The sequence below is a fragment of the Nocardia sp. bgisy134 genome, assembly GCF_057708325.1.
The window spans coordinates 45637-64471 of sequence record NZ_JBYIRW010000029.1 but is presented as its reverse complement, the minus strand read 5'-3'; the positions used below and the strand labels follow the sequence as shown (position 1 = coordinate 64471).

The following is an 18835-nucleotide window of genomic DNA, read 5'->3' as shown; positions in this document are numbered from 1 at the left end:
AATACCGCTCGGGCGGCGTCTGTACGTGTGTCGGCGACATCGTCGACATGCAGAACCGGAACCCTCGGAGCCCGGCACGGCAGTAAGCATAGCGGTACTCGGAGGGATCGTGGGGATCCCCCCTCGCTTGGTCGCTTGCTTACCAACACTTTACCAAGTTATCTACGACGCTGTGTAGGGGGGTGAGTCAATCCTGTTCGGGAGCCGGATCCGGGTCGCCCGCGGTGGTCGAGACATACGGAACCTTCTGTCGCAGAACGCCGTACGTCTCCGCGCCGAGCACGATGAGCAGGGAACCGATGACGGTCAGGAACAGCGCCATCCGGTTGTAGAAATCGAACTGGTTCAGCACCGCGACGGCGATGAGCACCAGCAGCACCTTGCCTGCCCAGCTGGCCAGCATGACCAGGCCCGCCGTGCTCGGCGGCAGCTTCGCGCCGAACAGCACCACAGCCGCGGTGGTGAGGATGAACACGCCGCCGATGGCCGCGCCGAGCAGCGCACCCCACAACCCGGGCAGCCCGGCGACAGCGGTCGCGATCGAGGCGCTCAGTACCACCAGTACCGCCAGCCCGATCAGGCCGTAGCGCAGCGCCGACTTCAGCGGCGCGTCGGGACCGGGGACCGGGTTCGGAGTAAAGCTCACGGGTGCGACTTTACTCAGCAGCCTGATGATCGGCCGCAGACTCCCCGCGCCGCAGCCCCGGAATGGCGGTCACCACGAGCGCGAAGACGAGGCCCGCCGCCATCAGCAGAACCACGATTCTGCGGTCCATCAAGGAGGTGCCGACGGCGCCGAATGCAAGCACACCGACCCACAAATAGATCAACAGCACCACGCGCCGGTGGGAATGGCCGATCTGCAGCAAACGGTGATGCAAGTGCATTTTGTCCGGGGTGGAAAAACTCACTCCGGCGCGCACTCTGCGCACGATCGCCAGCAGCAGATCCAGCACCGGAATGAACATCACGGCGCCCACCAACAGCAGCGGCGAAAGCAGACCCACGATGTCGCGCGGACCATAGCCTTGCAGCGGAATTCGGCCCGACGCGCCGGTGGAAACCGAGGCCAGCATCAGGCCGATCAGCATCGATCCGGAGTCGCCCATGAATATCTGCGCCGGCTGGAAATTGTGCGGCAGAAATCCCGCGCACGCACCCGCGAGCGCCGCCGCGAGGAGGGCGGGCGGATAGGTGTTCACGTCGCCGCCCTGCTCGTAGAGCAACCCCACGGAGAACACGAAAACCGCCGCCGCGCAGATGAAGCCGAGCCCCGCCGCGAGGCCATCCAGGCCGTCGACGAAGTTCATGGCGTTGATCAGCGTCACAGCCACCGCCACGGTCACCAGACCGCCCTGCAAGGCGTCCAGCACCACCGTGGAATTGTTGAACGGGTTGTAGATGACGTACCAGCTCAGGCCCATCACGGCCATGACGCCTGCCGCCGTCACCTGTCCCGCGAATTTGGTGAGCGCGTCGAGTCCCCAGCGGTCGTCGACGATGCCGACGATCACGATGATGGTGGCCGCCACCAGCACCGCGGGAATGTCGATCGCGTAGTCGAAGCCGCGGCGCAGCGCGGGCAACTGGTGCGCGAAGAGCACCGCCGCCACTACGCCGATGTACATGCCGACACCGCCCATCCGCGGGATCGGCTTGACGTGCACGTCCCGCTCGCGCGGCACCGCGACCGCGCCGAACGAGATCGCGAGCAGCCGGATGCCGCCGGTGGCGAGGAAGGTCACCGTGGCCGAGATCAACAGGACGAGCAAGAGCTCGCGCAGCGGAACGACCGAGCCGGAGCCGGAAATCATGCGACCTTTCTCCCGCTCACCGCGCGGGGGTGTTGGTCAGCTCGTCCGGCGACATGCCGAGCACCTCGGCGATCTCGGCCACCGGGACCGCGCCCTCGCGCAGCACGCGCGGCTGGTCCGCGGTGAGATCCACGATGGTGGAGGCGACCGCGTGCGCGGCGGGGCCGCCGTCGAGGTACACGCCGACCAGGCTGCCGAGCTGCTCACGCGCTTCGGCGGCGGTCTTCGCCGGCGGTTGACCGGAGACGTTGGCGCTGGACACGGCCAGCGGGCCCACCTCGCGCAGCAGATCGAGCGCGACGGGGTGCAGCGGCATCCGCAGCATCACCGTGCCGCGCGTGTCACCGAGATCCCACGCCAGCGAAGGCGCTTGCTGCACAACGAGACTCAGACCACCCGGCCAGAACGCACGGATCAGCTCGCGCGCCTGCGGGCGCACCGAGAAGACCAGTCCGTCGATGGTGTGCCACGACCCGACCAGCACCGGCACCGGCATGTCCCTGCCGCGGCGCTTGGCCGCCAGCAGCTCGCTCACCGCGGTGGCATCGAAAGCGTCGGCCGCCAAGCCGTACAACGTGTCGGTGGGCATCACCACCAGCCGCCCGGATTTCAAGGCGCTGGTCGCGGCGGACAGTCCGGCGGCGCGCGAGTCGGGATCCGCGCAGTCGTAGACGGTACTCACGGCCCCCATCCTGGCACATGGGGCAGGTGGGGCATCAGGTGCGGGTGGCGACGACGAAGCGGGGTTTGCCTGCAAGGTCGGGGTGTTCGACGACGTCGGCGAAATCGCCGGTGTCCGCGAGGAGCGTGGCGAGGGCGGAGCCGTTGGTGTCGTCGTGCTCGATGGCGGTCGCGCCGCCCGGACGCAGCAGGCGAGTGATGTTGGGCACCATCCGCCGGACGACGTCCAACCCGTCGGGACCACCGAACAGCGCCAGGTGCGGGTCGTGGTCGGCGACCTCGGGGTCGAGCACCGCGCCTTCGGGGATGTAGGGCGGGTTGGACAGCAGCAGGTCGACGCGGCCGTTCAGCTCGGTGAGCAGGTCCGGATCGGTGACATCGTCGGCGTAGAGGGTGATCGGGGTGTCGCCGTCGGCGATCCGGTCGTCGGCATTGCGGCGAGCCCATTGCAGGGCTGCGGGATCGATCTCGATCGCGTGCACCTGTGCGTCGGGCCGCGCGTGCGCCACCGCCAGCGCGAGCGCTCCCGAACCCGCGCAGAAATCGATGACGATCGGCTGATGATCGTGCGGCAGCGCTTCCAAATACGCCAGCGCCCAAGCGAAGAGCAACTCGGTCTCCGGCCGCGGCACGAAGACGCCAGGGCCGACCGCGAGATCGATCTCCCCCATCGGCGCGACGCCGGTCAGATGCTGCAACGGAATGCGCTGGGCGCGCCGGTCGACCAGCGCGCGATAGTCCGCGACGAGCACCGGATCCACCAGCGGCACCAAGGCCAAACGAGTCCGCTCGACCCCGAGCAGATGCGCGGCGAGCTGCTCGGCATCCGCCCGCGGACTCGGCACACCCGCGGCCTGCAATTGTTCGACGGCTTCATTGATCACTGAACGCAGAGACACGCGACCCACCACCCCACTCTCGCCGATTTCGGATGCGCCCATTGTTCACTTCCCGGAATCGGTACTTCGGACGCCACACAGAGCCGGTACGGAACTGTGTGCGGCTTATTCGGCCGCCATGCGGGCCTCGCGGTCGGCCTTGCCGAGTGCGTCGAGGAGGGCGTCGAGGTCGCCGTCGAGGACCGCGTCGAGGTTGTGGGATTTGAAGCCGATGCGGTGATCGGTGATCCGATTCTCCGGGAAGTTGTAGGTGCGGATGCGTTCGGAACGGTCCACGGTGCGGATCTGGCTGGCGCGACCGGCCGCGGCCTCCTGGTCGGCCTGCTCCTCGGCGAGCGCCTGGAGGCGCGCCGCGAGCACCTGCATGGCGCGGGCCTTGTTCTGCAGCTGGGAGCGTTCGTTCTGGCAGGTCACGACGATGCCGGAGGGCAGGTGCGTGATGCGAACGGCCGAGTCGGTGGTGTTCACGCCCTGGCCACCCTTGCCGGACGAGCGATAGACGTCGACGCGCAGATCGGACTCGTCGATCTGCACCTCCTCGACCTCGTCGGGCTCCGGGTAGATGAGCACGCCCGCGGCCGAGGTGTGGATGCGTCCCTGCGATTCGGTCACCGGTACGCGCTGCACCCGGTGCACGCCGCCCTCGAACTTGAACCGGGACCACACGCCGTCGCGCACCGCGTCGCGGCTCTTGATGGACAGCGTGGCGTCCTTGTATCCGCCGAGGTCGGAGACGGTGGCGCCGAGCACCTCGACCTTCCAGCCGTGCCGCTCGGCGTAACGGATGTACATGCGGGCCAGGTCCGCGGCGAACAGCGCGGACTCCTCGCCGCCCTCGCCGGACTTCACCTCGAGCACGACGTCGTCGCCGTCGTGCGGGTCGCGCGGGGCGAGCAGGTCGGCCAGCGCCTGTTCGAGTTCTTCCACCTCGCGCCGCAGATCGGGGATCTCGGCGGCGAAGGCTGGGTCGTCATCGGCCAGTTCCTGCGCGGCGGCCAGATCGTCCTGCGCGGTCTTCAGCTTGTTGTAGGTGCCCATGATCGGGGCCAGTTCGGCGAATCGCTTGCCCACGCGGCGCGCGGCGCCCGGATCGTTGTGCAGCGCCGGATCGGCCAGCTGCGTTTCCAGTCCCGCGTGCTCGGCCAGAATGTCGTCGATCGCGGACGGCTGCGTCATGATGCTTCCTTCTCTCGGTTCCCGGGCGGCGCCGGGTCGGCATTTCTCGTCATCCGGCGCTGACGCACCGGGGCCAACAAATGCGCCGACGCCCGGCCTGCAATGCAGAACCGGGCGTCGGCGAGGAAGCTAGTTGGCGTCGGCCTTCTTGCCCGCACGCTTGCCGTAGCGCGCCTCGAAGCGAGCCACGCGACCACCGGTGTCCAGGATCTTCTGCTTGCCGGTGTAGAAGGGGTGGCACTGCGAGCAGACCTCGACGGTGATGTGTCCCGACTCCTTGGTGCTGCGGGTCTGGAACGTGTTGCCGCAACCACAGACCACCGTGGTGTCGACATACGTCGGGTGGATTCCTGCCTTCATGGATGGTGTCCTCTCGATAGTGGTCGCCGGGTCGCCACGGGGACGTGAACCGGAACCGCTGGTTCCAAACTCTGCTTCGCAGAGGTCGGCGGGATTGTCTGCAGGACGCAGACGCACAGCGGTCCAGTATGCCAGAACCGCTACTACGCACCCAAAACACATCAGGCAACCATTTTGTTCCCTGTTTCGTGTATCTAAGACAACCCGTTGAAATATTGACTGAACGCCCTGCGCTCACGACCACGAGCCCAGCGCCACGCGCTCAACAAACCCAGCGCCACGCGCTCAACAAACCCAGCGCCACGCGCTCAACAAACCCAGCGCCACGCGCTCAACGAACCCAGCGCAACGCGCTCACGACGACGCGGAACGCATCGCACTCACGGCCACCAGCCGGACGCGCCGCGCGCAACACACGAGCGGAAAACGCACACGAACCACGAGCCGATCGCATGTGCACAACAGCAGCAATACCCAACCCGCCCACCCGCGTACTCACCCCGAGGGCGAGGCCGACGAGCCCGTTCACGGCCCGTCCATGGGGCCGCGCAGCCGCGCGCACCGGCGCGTCGACGACACGGCACCCAGAAAGTCTGGGCACGCGGACTCTCCGCCCTTACGGAACTCTCAAGTCGAGTAGTCGGCTACTCGGGAAGGCGAACAGCACTGTTCATAGAGTTCGTAGGTATCGAGTTCCTGCTGCACACCGGCGTGCCGAGACAGAAAGGAGAACGCTATGAACAGCCGAGTCGCGCTCGCGGTCTTCGTTCTGTTGATTCTCACTGTCGCGGTGGGCTGGTTTGCGACGCCCGAGCCCACGCAGACCGCCGTCTACGCACCCGCCGATACGGTCGCCTACTACGAGCGATCCCCCGGGTCGGCAGGCGCTTCGGGTCCTGCGACGGCGCTGTTCCTCGCCTGCATGATCGTCGGCGCGGCCGCCATCGGCCTGATCTTCTTCCGTCCGTACGCGCCGAAGGGGCTCCGCGAAAGCGAAGCCCCTTCGGAGGCACGACGACTCGTACCGCTACTCGTCCAGCGCGCCCGGCGCGGTCTTGCTGACCTGCATCAGGAACTCGAGGTTGTTCTTGGACTTCCTCAGTCGGTCGATCAGCAGATCGATCGCCTGGTGCGAGTCCAAGCCCGAAAGCACGCGGCGCAACTTGTGCAGCACCGCCGCCTCGTCTGGGCTCAGCAGTAGCTCGTCCTTGCGGGTACCGGACGGGTTGACGTCCACCGCGGGGAACACGCGCCGTTCCGCGATCTTGCGGTCCAGCTTGAGCTCCGCGTTACCGGTGCCCTTGAACTCCTCGAAGATCACCGTGTCACCGGTCGAACCGGTCTCCACCATGGCGGTGGCGATGATCGTCAGCGAGCCGCCGTTCTCGATGTTGCGCGCCGCGCCGAGGAACCGCTTGGGCGGGTACAGCGCGGTCGAGTCGACACCACCGGAGAGGATGCGGCCCGAAGCGGGCGACGAGTTGTTGTACGCGCGGCCCAGTCGGGTGATCGAGTCCAGCAGCACCACAACGTCTTTGCCCGCCTCGACCAGCCGCTTGGCCCGCTCGATGGCCAGCTCGGCGACCGAGGTGTGATCGCTCGGCGGACGGTCGAAGGTCGAGGCGATGACCTCGCCCTTCACCGAACGCTGCATGTCGGTGACCTCTTCGGGACGCTCGTCGACCAGCACCACCATCAGGTAAACCTCGGGGTTGTTGGTCGCGATCGCGTTCGCGATGTCCTGCATGATCGTGGTCTTACCGGCCTTCGGCGGGGACACGATCAGCGCGCGCTGGCCCTTGCCGATCGGCATGATCAGATCGATCACGCGGGTCGTCAGCTTGTTCTGCTGAGTCTCCAGCCGCAGCCGCTGGTTCGGGTACAGCGGGGTCAGCTTGCTGAACTCGGGCCGCCTCTTGGCCACCTCGACGTCGCCGCCGTTGACGGTGTCCAGCCGCACCAGCGGGTCGAACTTCTGCCGCTGGTTGGCCTGCTCGCCGTCGCGCGGGGCCCGCACGGCGCCGGTGATCGCGTCGCCGCGCCGCAGGCCGTTCTTGCGGACCAGGTTCATCGAGACGTAGACGTCGTTCGGTCCGGCCAGGTAGCCCGAGGTGCGGACGAACGCGTAGTTGTCCAGCACGTCCAGGATGCCCGCGACCGGCTGTAGGACGTCGTCCTCGCGGATCTCGAGCTCGCGGGTCTCCCCGGCGCCGCCCTCGCGATCGCGCCCGCGGCGACGCTCGCGGAACCGGCGACCCCGGCGACCGCGGCCGCCTTCCTCGTCGTCGCCACCGCGACCGCCTTCACCACGGCCACCGTCACCACGGCCGCCTTCGCCACGGCCACCGTCACCACGGCCGCCTGCGCCCTGACCGCGCTGCTCGCCGTTCTGGCTGCGGTCGCCCTGGCCACGCTCGCCCTGACCGCGGTCGCGGCGACGTTCGCCCTGTTCGGCGTCCGTCTTCTGCTCGTCACCACGCGCCTCGGCGGTCTCACCGCCGGAACGCGCCTGGTCACGGCCGCGACGCTGCCGGCCACGCCCGCGCTGGCCACCGTCGCGGCCGGACTCTTCGCTGGTCTCGGCGGGGGCGGCGGCTTCGGTCGGCGCGGACTCGGCCTTCTCGGACTTCGACGGAGCGGAATCGGCGGGAGCCTCGGGCGCGGGCGCGGCGGCCTTCTCGGCGGGCGCGGCTTCCTTCGCCTTGCTCTCCTTGGCGGTCTCCTTGGCCGGAGCCTTCTCCTTGGCCGGCGCGGGCGTCACGTCGAGGGCCGCCTGCTCGGCCTTCCCGGCGCGCGCGGGCTTCTCCGACTTGGCGGGTTTACCGGCCTGGTTCTCCTTGATGGCGGCGATCAAATCACCCTTGCGCATTCCGGAGGTGCCTCGGATACCGAGTTCTCCCGCCAGCGCGCGCAACTGCGGCAACAACATTCCAGTCAGCCCCGATCGTGCGACGTCGGTTTGTTCGCTCATCTTCGAAATCTGTCCGGATTCACTTTCGCGGGCCCCCGAGGAACTTGGGTTGGATTCCACCCCGGGTGTCGCGAGCAGGTCCGTATCTGTCACGGAAATCCTTTCCTTCCCTCGACCGCCGTGTGCTGTTTCGAGGGTTCGTCCCGCAGTCCGGGCACTCTGCCGGACTCGGTATTGCCGTATCGCCTGCCCCGCCGGACCGGAGGCTTCGCCACCGGGTGTGAAAGGTGGGAGAGATCATTCCAGTTGCGCAGCTACGCAGTACCCCCATGGCCTGGAGGCTCGAGCCTGGAGCCTGCTGGAGCGATTGCCCTGATGAAGCACCGGCGTCTGATGCGCACGATGTACGGACTTGCCCAGGATAGCTGGCAACTGTGAACCTCGGCAAGACAGACGCGCCGTCAGTCGACCTGGACGCCCTCGGCGAGTCCTGGCTCGACCACACGGAGGCCGTCGGCAGCCGCGAGTTCGCGGAGTTCTGCTGGAAATTCGCTGGTACCGAGGGCCAACACGGTCGGTCCCGCACCCGAGACGGTCGCCGGGATGCCCGCCGCGCGCAGCCGCTCGATCCACTGGGTGGTGAGCGGTAGCGCGGGGGCACGCTGGCCCTGATGCAGCCGGTCGGCCGTAGCAGGCATGAGGAGGTCGGGACGCTGGGTCAGCGCCACCACGGCCAGCGCGGCCCTGCTGACGTTGAAGGCGGCGTCGCCGTGCGGCACCGTCTCCGGCAGCAGCCCACGGGTGTGCGCGGTGGACGAGCGCACCTCGGGAATCAGCACCACCGGGCGCAGCGACGGGTGCGGGTCGAGCCGGACGGCGCGGTACACCCGGCCGTGCTCGGGGATCGCCGCGGCCGCTTCGGTCGTGTCGGCGGTGGTCTCGGTCCAGGACACCACGATCCCGCCGAGCACACTGGCCGCCGCGTTGTCGGGGTGACCTTCGAATTCCGAGGCCAGCTGCACCAATCGCTCGGCGTCGACGGCCAGTTCGGGGTCCAGCTTCGCGGCCAGCGCGCAGCCGGCGGCGAGACCGCCGACCACCGCGGAGGCCGAGGAGCCGAGACCTCGCGAATGCGGAATCACGTTGCGGCACACCACATCGAGGCCGTCGGCCCACACGCCCGCCGCCTCCAGGCCGCGCTCGATCGCGCGCACCACGAGATGCGAAGGGCCCCACGGCACGTCGTCGGCGCCCTCACCCTCGACCCGGATGGTCAGCCCGGAATCGGTGGTGCGCACCTCGATCTCGTCGTAGATGCCCAAAGCCATACCGAGCGAGTCGAATCCGGGACCGAGGTTGGCGCTCGACGCGGGCACCCGCGCCGTGACGGCGAGTCCGGCGGGCAGTGTCCGCGACATCAACTGGCTTTCGCGCGAACTCAACTCAGGCCAGCTCGAGTCGGGCGGCGACCGCGACCGGGTCGACCGCGATCGGCTGCACCTGCGGCATGCCGAGCAGCGCGGTGTCGGGGTCTTTCAAGCCGTTGCCTGTGACGGTGCAGACCACCGTCAGGCCCGCGTCCAGCCAGCCTTCCTTGCGCGCCGCGAGCACGCCGGCGACGCTGGCCGCCGACGCGGGCTCCACGAAGACGCCCTCCTTCGCGGCGACCAAGCGGTACGCCTCGAGGATCTCCTCGTCGGTGGCCGCGCGGAACGCGCCACCGGACTGCTCCTTGGCCTCCACCGCGCCGTTCCACGAGGCGGGTGCGCCGATGCGGATGGCGGTGGCGATGGTCTCCGGATCCTTCACCGGAGCGCCGTTGACCAGCGGGGCCGCGCCTGCCGCCTGCACGCCGAGCATGCGCGGCAGTCCGTTGGTGATGCCGTCGGCGTAGTACTCGCGGTAGCCGCGCCAGTACGCGGTGATGTTGCCCGCGTTGCCCACCGGCAGCGCGTGCACGTCGGGCGCCTTGCCGAGCACGTCGCAGATCTCGAAAGACGCGGTCTTCTGGCCCTCGATGCGGGCCGGGTTCACCGAGTTCACCAGGCCGACGGCCGGGAAGTCCGCGGTGACCTTGCGCGCCAGCTCGAGACAGTCGTCGAAGTTGCCCTCGACCTGGATGATCTGCGCGCCGAGCATGACGGCCTGGGCCAGCTTGCCCATCGCGATCTTGCCCTGCGGGATCAGCACCGCGCAGCTCATGCCCGCCCGGGTGGCGTACGCCGCGGCCGATGCCGAGGTGTTGCCGGTGGACGCGCAGAGCACCGCCTTCTGGCCGCGGTACTTGGCGTCGGTCATGGCCATGGTCATGCCACGGTCCTTGAACGAGCCGGTCGGATTGGCGCCCTCGACCTTGAGGTACACCTCGCAGCCGGTCAGCTCGGACAGATACGGCGCGGGCACCAGGGGGGTGCCGCCCTCGAACAGCGTGACCGGCTCCCAGTCGGCCGCACCCGCGAGCCGATCACGGTAGGCCGCGATCAGACCCGGCCAGCGGGAGTGCACTCCTGCCTGCGGGGCGACGCCAATGGTACTCATTCCTCGGTGCCTTCCAATCTCAAAACGCTGGTCACTGATGTGACGGATGCCATCTCCGCGAGGGCGGCGACGGTGTCCGCGAGCGCCGACTCCACGGCGTGGTGGGTCACCACGACCAGGCGAGCGCCCTCGCCGTGCCCTTCCTGACGGACGGTCGAGATGCTCACCCCATGCTTGGCGAATTCGCCCGCCACCTTGGCCAGGACGCCGGGGACGTCTTCGACCTGCAGGTTCACGTGGTAACGGGTGGGCGTATCGCCGATCGGCGCGATCGGTAGCTCAGCATAAACCGATTCGCCCGGCGCGCGGCCACCGAAGAACTTGTTCCGTGCGGCCATCACCACGTCGCCCAGCACCGCGGAGGCGGTCGGGGCGCCGCCCGCGCCCTGGCCGTAGAACATCAGCCTGCCCGCGTTCTCGGCCTCGACGACCACGGCGTTGAAAGCGCCGCTGACCGCGGCCAGCGGGTGCCTGCGCGGGATCAGCGCCGGGTAGACCCGCACCGAGACGCGCTCCTTGCCGCCCTCGGCGGGGCTCGGCTCGCCCGGGCCCGCGTCGACGCGCTCGCAGATTGCCAGCAGCTTGACCGTGCAGTTCAGCGCGGACGCGGTCTCCAGGTCCTCCGCGGTGATCTTCGAGATGCCCTCGCGGTACACGTCGGCCGCGGTCACGCGGGTGTGGAACGCGAGAGAGGCGAGGATCGCCGCCTTGGCCGCGGCGTCGTAGCCCTCCACGTCGGCGGTCGGATCGGCTTCCGCGTAGCCGAGGCGGGTGGCCTCGGCGAGGGTCGCGGAGTAGTCGGCGCCGGTCTCGTCCATGGCCGAGAGGATGAAGTTCGTGGTGCCGTTGACGATGCCGACCACGCGGTTCACCCGGTCGCCGGACAGCGACTGGATCAGCGGACGGACCACCGGGATGGCGCCCGCGACGGCGGCCTCGAAGTACAGGTCGGCGCGGTTGCGTTCGGCGGCGGCGGCGAGTTCGCCGGTGTAGTCGGCCAGCAGCGCCTTGTTCGCGGTCACCACGGATTTGCCCGCGTTCAGCGCGGCCAGGATGAGGCGGCGCGCGGGATCGATGCCGCCGATGACCTCGACGACCAGATCGACATCGGGCCGGGCGACCAACGCGTCGGCGTCGGTGGTCAGCAGTTCGGCGGGCAGGCCGCGATCCTTGTCCAGGCTGCGCACCGCGACGCCGCGAAGCACGACCGGCGCGCCGACCCGCGAGTGCAGGTCGTCGGCGTGATCCCGCAGAATCCGCACGACCTCGGTGCCGACATTGCCCATGCCGAGGACCGCGACGCCGATCGGGCGATCGGTCCCCCAGATGCTGTTCTTGGCTACTTCGGTCATGCCTCAACCTCCAGACTCAGCAGATCCGCCACCGTTTCCCGGCGCAGCACCAGTCGCGGCTGACCGTCGCGGACGGCGACGACCGCCGGACGGGTCAACTGGTTGTATCGACTGGACATCGAATAGCAATACGCGCCGGTCGCGGCCACCGCCACCAGGTCGCCAGGACCGACGTCGGCGGGCATCCAGGTGTCGCGAATGACGATGTCCCCGCTCTCGCAGTGCTTCCCGACGACGCGCGCGACCACCGGCTGCGCGTCCGAGGAGCGCGAGACCAGGCGGCAGTCGTAGTCGGCCTGGTAGAGCGCGGGACGGATGTTGTCGCTCATGCCGCCGTCGACGCTCACGTAGCGGCGGCGCAGGCCGGCGTCCAGCGAGACGTCCTTGGTGGTGCCGACCTCGTACAGGGTGACGGTGCCCGGTCCGGCGATGGCGCGGCCCGGCTCGACGGCGATGATCGGCTCGGGCAGACCCGCGCGGGCCGCCTCTTCGGCGACCAGGCGGCGCAGGTTCGCCGCGAACGCGCCGAGCGGCGGCGGGTCGTCGTTGGGCAGGTACGAAATACCCAGTCCGCCACCGAGATCCAGCGTCGAGATCTGCGCGGTGCGTTCCACGCCGAACTTGTCGATGGCCTCGCGCAGCAGGCCGAGCATCCGGCGCGCGGCGATCTCGAACCCGTCGATCTCGAAGATCTGCGAGCCGATATGCGAGTGCAGGCCGACCAGCCGGAGGTTGTCGGCCTCGAAGACGCGCGCCAGCGCCTCCATGGCGTCGCCGCCCGCGATCGAGAAGCCGAACTTCTGATCCTCGTGCGCGGTCGAAATGTATTCGTGCGTATGGGCTTCCACGCCGACGGTGACGCGGACCAGCACGTCCTGCACCACACCGGCGCGCCCGGCGACCGCTTCGAGGCGGTCGATCTCGATCAGCGAGTCGACCACCACGTGGCCGACGCCGGCCTGCACCGCGGCTTCCAACTCGGTGACGGATTTGTTGTTGCCGTGCAACGCGATTCGCTCGGCGGGGAAACCCGCGTGCAGCGCGATGGCGAGCTCGCCGCCGGAGCACACGTCCAGCGAGAGCCCCTCGTCACGGATCCAGCGCGCGATCTCGCCGCAGAGGAATGCCTTGGACGCGTAGTGCACCCGCGCGTTGGGACCGAAGGCCTGCACCATGTCGCGGCAGCGGGAGCGGAAATCGTCCTCGTCCACCACGAACAGCGGGGTGCCGAACTGCGCGGCCAGGTCGTGCACCGGCACGCCCGCCAAATGCACCACGCCGTCGGCGTCGCGGGAGGCGTTGCGCGGCCACACGTTCGCGGGCAGGTCGATCATCTGCTTCGGGTCGCCGGGGCGCTCCGGCAGGTTGGGGGCGTGCGGAATCTCGGCGTGGCGTGGACCGGCGGGGTGCGCGCTCATAGTTGTTCCTTCCTTGCCGCACGCGCCGAGCACGTGGACGAATACGACCTCTTCGACTCGACTTGCTCGCGCACTACATACGCTCCGGTGCGCTGACACCGAGCAGGCCGAGGCCGTTGGCCAGCACCTGGCGGGTGGCCTTCACCAGTTCGAGCCGGGCGGACTTGAGCGGCGTGACCGGCTCGTCGCCCTTCGGCAGCACCCGCATGTCGTCGTCGGACTGGAACGGGTGGTAGGCACCGGCCAGTTCCTCCAGGTAGCGCACGACGCGGTGCGGCTCCCGCACCTCGGCGGCCGTCGCGACGACTCGCGGGTACTCGCCGAGGGTGCGGATCAGCTCGCCCTCGCGGTCGGAGGTCATCAGACCGAAATCCGGTGCCACCGAAGCGAAGTCGAACGCGGCCGAGTTGTCGATGATACGGCTGGAGCGGGCGTGCGCGTATTGCACGTAGTAGATCGGGTTCTCGTTGTTCTGCTTGGTCCACAGGTCCAGATCGATGTCGATGCTGGAGTTCACCGAGGACCGCACCAGCGAGTAGCGCGCCGCGTCGACACCGATCGCCTCGACCAGGTCGTCGAGCGTCACCACGGTGCCCGCCCGCTTGCTCATGCGCACGGCCGCACCGTCTTTCACCAGATTCACCATCTGGCCGATCAGCACCTCGACGGTGTTCGGATCGTCGCCGAACGCCGCGGCGGCGGCCTTCAAACGGCCGATGTAGCCGTGATGGTCGGCGCCGAGCATGTAGATGCACAGATCGAAGCCGCGGCCGCGCTTGTCGTGGAAGTAGGCGATGTCACCGGCGATGTAGGCGGACTTGCCGTCGCTCTTGATGACCACGCGGTCCTTGTCGTCGCCGTACTCGGAGCTGGCGATCCACCATGCCCCGTCCTTCTCGTACAGCTTGCCGGCGGACTTGAGCTCCTCGACCGCCTTGTCGACCGCGCCCGAGGCGAACAGCGAGCTCTCGTTGAAGTAGACGTCGAAGTCGGTGCCGAACTCGTGCAGCGTCTCCTTGATGTGCGCGAACATCAGCTCGACACCCTCGCGGCGGAACAGCTCGTGCCGCTCGCCCTCGGGCAGCTCGGCCGCGCCCGGATTGTCGGCGACGACCCGCGCGGCGATCTCGCCGATGTAGGCGCCCGCGTACCCGTCCTCCGGGGTCGGCGCGCCGGTGGCGGCGGCGACCAGCGAGTTGGCGAACCGGTCGATCTGCGCGCCGTGGTCGTTGAAGTAGTACTCACGGGTGACGTCGGCGCCCTGCGCGGCGAGGATGCGGCCGAGCGCGTCGCCGACCGAGGCCCAGCGGGTGCCGCCGAGGTGAATCGGTCCGGTCGGGTTCGCCGAGACGAACTCCAGGTTGACCCGGGTGCCCGCGAGCGCGTCGGCGGTGCCGAAGGACGCGCCCGCCGCGAGCACCTTCTGCACGATCGCGCCCTGCGCGGCGGCGGCGAGCCGGATGTTCAGGAAGCCGGGACCGGCGACCTCCGCTGAAGACACACCCTCGGCGGCGCTCAGCGCGTCGGCCAGCCAGGTGGCCAGCTCGCGGGGATTCGTTCCGGCCTTCTTGGCCACCTGCATGGCCACGTTCGTGGCATAGTCACCGTGTTCCGGATTGCGAGGACGCTCCACATTGACCTCGTCGGGCAGGACCGCAGGGTCCAGTCCACGTTCGACAAGCACCTTCGCCGCGGTGGAGCGAAGGAGATCTGCAAGGTCAGCTGGAGTCACGAGTCTCTATCCTATGGTCTGGGCAGGTGTACGCCGTCGGGCGGGCACCGCCCCGGATCTGTCCGTAACGAACAGCACAGCGGTTCATCACATCGAGAGAGCAACGAGCAATGCCGAGTAGCAACAGCGCCTCGAAGTCGGCCAAGGCCGTCCGAGCCGCGGGGAAGGTGTCGCCTTCCCGCAAGGGCGGCGGCGGCAAGGGCCAGCTTCCGAAGAAACGCCAGATCCCGTGGTTGGCCGTCGGCGCGGCCGCAGTAATCATCGCATTGATCGGTGCCCTCGCCTACAGCCTGGTCCCCAAATACCGCGAACAGGCCGAGCTGGACAAGTACACGCCCAGCGCGCAGAAGAAGGATCCCTCGGATCAGATCGCCGGCGTGGTGAAGAAGGACTACGCGCAGGGCGCGGGCAAGCACGTCGACCCGACGCAGCGGGTGGCCTACGACCAGAAGCCGCCCTTCGGCGGACCGCACGATCAGGCGTGGGCCGACTGCACCGGCGTCGTCTACGCCAAGCCGATCCGCACCGAGAATGCGGTGCACTCGCTCGAGCACGGCGCCGTGTGGATCGCCTACAACCCCGACAAGGTGGATTCCGCGGGCATCGACACGCTGAAGAAGAAGGTCGAAGGCAAGCAGTACACGCTGATGTCGCCCTACCCGGGACTGGACAGCGCGATCTCGCTGCAATCCTGGGGCCATCAGCTGAAGCTGGACAGCCCTGAGGACAAGCGGATCAACCAGTTCCTCACCGCGCTGCGGCAGAACCAGTACACCTACCCCGAGGTCGGCGCGGCCTGCTCCAACCCGTACTTCGACAGGGAGAACCCGGAGCCGTTCGACCCCGCGCCGCCCGGGCCGGACGCGGTGCCGATGGACGGTACCGGCATCCCGACCGATCAGGCCGAGCTCGGCGGCGGACTGCCTCCCGGGATCCCGGGTCTGCCCGGTATCCCCGGTGTTCCCGGTCTGCCCGGCGCCCCCGGCATGCCTGGCTTGCCCGGTGCGCCGGCCGAGCCGACGGCGGCACCCTAGATGCAGGCCGAAGCCGATATCGAGACCGAATCCGGCACGGAGAACGGCTTCAAGGCGCAAGTGCGCAGGCAAGGAGTCGCGCTGCTGATCCTCGGCGCGCTCGGCGCCATCCTGCTCGGATTCGCCATCGGGACGCTGGTCCGCCTTCCCCTGGACGGCGGCTCCGGCGAACCCGACCCCACCGCGGTCGACGTCGGCTTCGCCCAGGACATGTCCGCGCACCACGCGCAGGCCGTCGAGATGGCGGGCATCGCCCTGCTGCGCTCCACCGACAACGATGTGCGCAGGCTGGCCTACGACATCATGACCACCCAGCAGAACCAGGTCGGCCGGATGCAGGGCTGGCTGCAACTGTGGAACAAGCCCGCGCAGGGCACCGACGGTTTCATGGGGTGGATGAGCGAGCAAGGCTCCGAACACGGACACGGCGGCGGGCACCAGACGTCCGGGTCGATGGCGAGCATGCCCGGCATGGCCACCCAAGAGGAGCTCGCGGCGCTGCGCCAGGCCCCCGCAGCGGAGGCCGACACCATCTTCTTGCGCCTCATGCTGCGCCACCACCAGGGCGGCATGCCGATGATGGAGTACGCGGCGAAGCACGCCGCGACCACGGCCGTCCGCACCCTCGCCGCCAGCATGGCCGAAACGCAGCAGGCCGAATCCCGCCTGCTCACCACCATGCTCACCGCCCGCGGCGGCGCCCCGCTCCCCCTCAACTGACCCGGCGTCGGGCCGGCCCGGACGAAAGCCCCCGGCCCGACGCCCTTTTTGGCGTCCAGCGCACGATGCGATACGCTTGCCCCGCCCGATCGGACCAACCGGCCCGACCGAGATCTATCCCGCCCTCGTAGCTCAGGGGATAGAGCGTCTGCCTCCGGAGCAGAAGGCCGCAGGTTCGAATCCTGCCGAGGGCACTCCACTCGCAGCAGGCCCATGCCCACAAAAGGCGTGGGCCTTGCTCGTTTCGTAGTGTTTTGTGGGGGTGCAACCCCCACGCCCCGCCCGGCGGGGTTCGCCCCCGGACCCCCTTGTCGCGGGCTGGTTTTGTGGGGATGTTCCGAATCGCATCAGATCTTGTGGGGGTGCGACCCCCACACGCCGCCCGGCGGGCTTCGCCCCCGGACCCCCTCGTCGCGGGCTGGTTTTGTGGGGATGTTCCGAATCGCATCAGATCTTGTGGGGGTGCGACCCCCACACGCCGCCCGGCGAGCTTCGCCCCCCGGGACCCCATGGGGCGGGCTGGGTTTTGTGGGGATGTTCCGAATCGCAGCAAGTCTTGTGGGGGTGCGACCCCACACGCCGGCTGGCCTGCTACACGGAAACTCTCTACTCGTGTAGGTCTCCGTGCAGTCTTGATACCATGCAGTCATCACGCGAGTGATGTCGAGAGGTGGAGACCGCCCCGCAAAGACGGCCTCCACCGGGTGGGTTAGCTAGCCCGCACTCGGCGGACCAAGGCGAGCGCCCCGGCGGTCACGGCAGCAATGATCAAGCAGATGCCGTAATCGACCGGGGCCTCTTGCTTCCTCCGGCGATGTTTCGCCATCCCCACCACCTCCTCTCTGGGCGGGTGTCTGGACCATGTCCACCGCCCCTCGACAGGAGGTGGCAGAACCTTACTCCAACGCTCTGACCAGACCCTTTGCGTCACAGCGGGTTACACGCAGAGGTAACCGGCGCAGATAATCGTGCCGTCGTCGGCTCGGTGAACGGCTGATGGGCATCGCGCTCGATCTTTGGCAAGATGGCCCGGTGCGTTCTGTATTGCGGGTGGGGGCCCTTGTGGCTGCGATGATCGCCCTGAGTTCTTGTTATCCCGATGATGTTCCGACTTCGGTATCGACGACGACTTCGGCGGCGCCGACCAGTGTCCTTACGCCGGATCAGCTGCGTCACCAAGGCGCTCTGGCGGAGGGGACGCGGATGGCCGATGTGCTTGCGCTGCCGACGGATATCGATCCGGATGTCACTGTGTACGGGCGGGCTGGGGTGCTGACTTCGGCGATGCTGCTGGTGATGGCGGGGCACAACGATGCGATCAAGGCGGCGGCCGATGACAACGGGCTGTTGACCGGGTTCATCACGCATCGCACCAACGGGGATCGGGAGCGGCGAAAGGACTTGACGCACGGCGTGATGCGTTTCCCGGATGCCGCGGCGGCGAGCAAGGCGGCCGAGGATCTCGCGGACGGCTCGGTGAACTATCGCGGTCTGCTGGAGTCGCAATCCCGCACGCCCGCACCGCTGCCCGGCGCGCCGGAGGCGCAATTCAGTCACAAGGAAGAACGGGGGCGCGTCGAGGGCATGGCCTTCACCGCTGTTCGAGAGTATGTGATCTACACGTCGGTGCGGACCGGAACCCGTGACGAGCTGGAGCGAATCATGCTGCGCGCACTGGAATTACAGCGTCCGCTGCTCGATGACTTCCGTCCGACACCGCCCGCCGACTATCCCGAGCTGCCGTACGACCCCGAGGGCGTCTTCGCCCTCACCGTCGGCGACGGCGACGCGCAGCAGGGCGCGTATCGCCTACGCGGCGCGCTGCTTTTCGCGCAAGACCAACCGCGGGCGGCGACCGTGTTCCGCGAGGTCGGGCTGAATGCCATGGCCAACAAGGGAACCACGGTCTATCGCACCGACGACGCCGCCGGAGCCCAGCGCCTGAGCGCGGCCCTCGGCGAGATGCAGCCCGCGTACCAGCCCGCGTCGGCGCCGACCGGTATCCCGTCCGCGTCTTGCCTTTCCAGGCCGGAAGGCGGCGCCAATTCGTGGTTCTGCCTGGTCACCGCGGGCCGGTTCGTCGGCGAGATCTGGGCGAAGACCCAGGACGACGCGCACCGGCTGGTCGAGCAGCAGCACCAGGCGCTGCGCAGCGCGAAGTAGGCCGGATCGCGGTAACAATTTTGCCGTAACCTCGCGA

Annotated in this window: 15 protein-coding genes and 1 tRNA gene; 4 read left to right on the top strand and 12 right to left on the bottom strand. The window is 68.5% G+C overall.

Annotated features, from left to right (window positions below):
• Positions 1-187 precede the first annotated feature (187 nt).
• From AC3ERS_RS34155 to argS, 12 genes are all read right to left on the bottom strand, one after another.
• Positions 188-646, bottom strand: coding sequence for a Cg1360 family ATP-synthase-associated protein (locus AC3ERS_RS34155; protein ID WP_431972288.1), 459 nt, complete (start codon positions 644-646; stop codon positions 188-190).
• Positions 647-656: 10 nt separating this feature from the next.
• On the bottom strand, positions 657-1814 hold the full coding sequence (locus AC3ERS_RS34150; RefSeq protein WP_431972287.1) for a glycosyltransferase family 4 protein: 1158 nt from the start codon (positions 1812-1814) through the stop codon (positions 657-659).
• A gap of 16 nt (positions 1815-1830) precedes the next feature.
• Positions 1831-2496: an L-threonylcarbamoyladenylate synthase gene (locus AC3ERS_RS34145; RefSeq protein ID WP_431972286.1), complete on the bottom strand. Its 666-nt coding sequence runs from the start codon at positions 2494-2496 to the stop codon at positions 1831-1833.
• A gap of 34 nt (positions 2497-2530) precedes the next feature.
• Positions 2531-3403: a peptide chain release factor N(5)-glutamine methyltransferase gene (prmC, locus tag AC3ERS_RS34140; protein WP_431972285.1), complete on the bottom strand. Its 873-nt coding sequence runs from the start codon at positions 3401-3403 to the stop codon at positions 2531-2533.
• A gap of 96 nt (positions 3404-3499) precedes the next feature.
• Positions 3500-4570 (bottom strand): peptide chain release factor 1, encoded by a 1071-nt coding sequence (prfA, locus tag AC3ERS_RS34135; protein WP_431972284.1) that lies wholly within the window; start codon positions 4568-4570, stop codon positions 3500-3502.
• A 129-nt stretch (positions 4571-4699) separates the two neighbouring features.
• Positions 4700-4930, bottom strand: a complete 231-nt coding sequence (gene rpmE / locus AC3ERS_RS34130; protein ID WP_431972283.1) for a 50S ribosomal protein L31 — start codon at positions 4928-4930, stop codon at positions 4700-4702.
• Between the two features lie 1027 nt (positions 4931-5957).
• Positions 5958-7994, bottom strand: coding sequence for a transcription termination factor Rho (rho, locus tag AC3ERS_RS34125; RefSeq protein WP_431972282.1), 2037 nt, complete (start codon positions 7992-7994; stop codon positions 5958-5960).
• A gap of 308 nt (positions 7995-8302) precedes the next feature.
• Complete coding sequence (gene thrB / locus AC3ERS_RS34120) at positions 8303-9259, bottom strand: homoserine kinase (RefSeq protein WP_431972281.1); 957 nt, start codon at positions 9257-9259, stop codon at positions 8303-8305.
• A gap of 25 nt (positions 9260-9284) precedes the next feature.
• Positions 9285-10379 (bottom strand): threonine synthase, encoded by a 1095-nt coding sequence (thrC, locus tag AC3ERS_RS34115; RefSeq protein ID WP_431972280.1) that lies wholly within the window; start codon positions 10377-10379, stop codon positions 9285-9287.
• On the bottom strand, positions 10376-11731 hold the full coding sequence (locus AC3ERS_RS34110) for a homoserine dehydrogenase (RefSeq protein ID WP_431972279.1): 1356 nt from the start codon (positions 11729-11731) through the stop codon (positions 10376-10378). Before AC3ERS_RS34110 ends, thrC begins: the two co-directional genes overlap by 4 nt.
• Complete coding sequence (gene lysA / locus AC3ERS_RS34105) at positions 11728-13149, bottom strand: diaminopimelate decarboxylase (RefSeq protein ID WP_431972278.1); 1422 nt, start codon at positions 13147-13149, stop codon at positions 11728-11730. Before lysA ends, AC3ERS_RS34110 begins: the two co-directional genes overlap by 4 nt.
• Before the next feature lie 73 nt (positions 13150-13222).
• Positions 13223-14881 (bottom strand): arginine--tRNA ligase, encoded by a 1659-nt coding sequence (gene argS, locus AC3ERS_RS34100; protein ID WP_431972277.1) that lies wholly within the window; start codon positions 14879-14881, stop codon positions 13223-13225.
• Between the two features lie 110 nt (positions 14882-14991).
• Here argS and AC3ERS_RS34095 point away from each other — a divergent pair, with 110 nt between their 5' ends.
• The 4 genes from AC3ERS_RS34095 (at position 14992) to AC3ERS_RS34080 (ending at position 18798) form a co-directional block, all read left to right on the top strand.
• Complete coding sequence (locus AC3ERS_RS34095) at positions 14992-15915, top strand: thioredoxin-like domain-containing protein (RefSeq protein WP_431972276.1); 924 nt, start codon at positions 14992-14994, stop codon at positions 15913-15915.
• A complete protein-coding gene (locus tag AC3ERS_RS34090; RefSeq protein WP_431972275.1) occupies positions 15916-16635 on the top strand; it encodes a DUF305 domain-containing protein in 720 nt (239 codons plus the stop codon). It abuts the gene before it with no gap.
• 121 nt (positions 16636-16756) lie between these two features.
• A tRNA-Arg gene (locus AC3ERS_RS34085) sits at positions 16757-16829 on the top strand.
• Between the two features lie 802 nt (positions 16830-17631).
• A complete protein-coding gene (locus AC3ERS_RS34080) occupies positions 17632-18798 on the top strand; it encodes a DUF7373 family lipoprotein (protein ID WP_431972274.1) in 1167 nt (388 codons plus the stop codon).
• Positions 18799-18835: the final 37 nt, after the last annotated feature.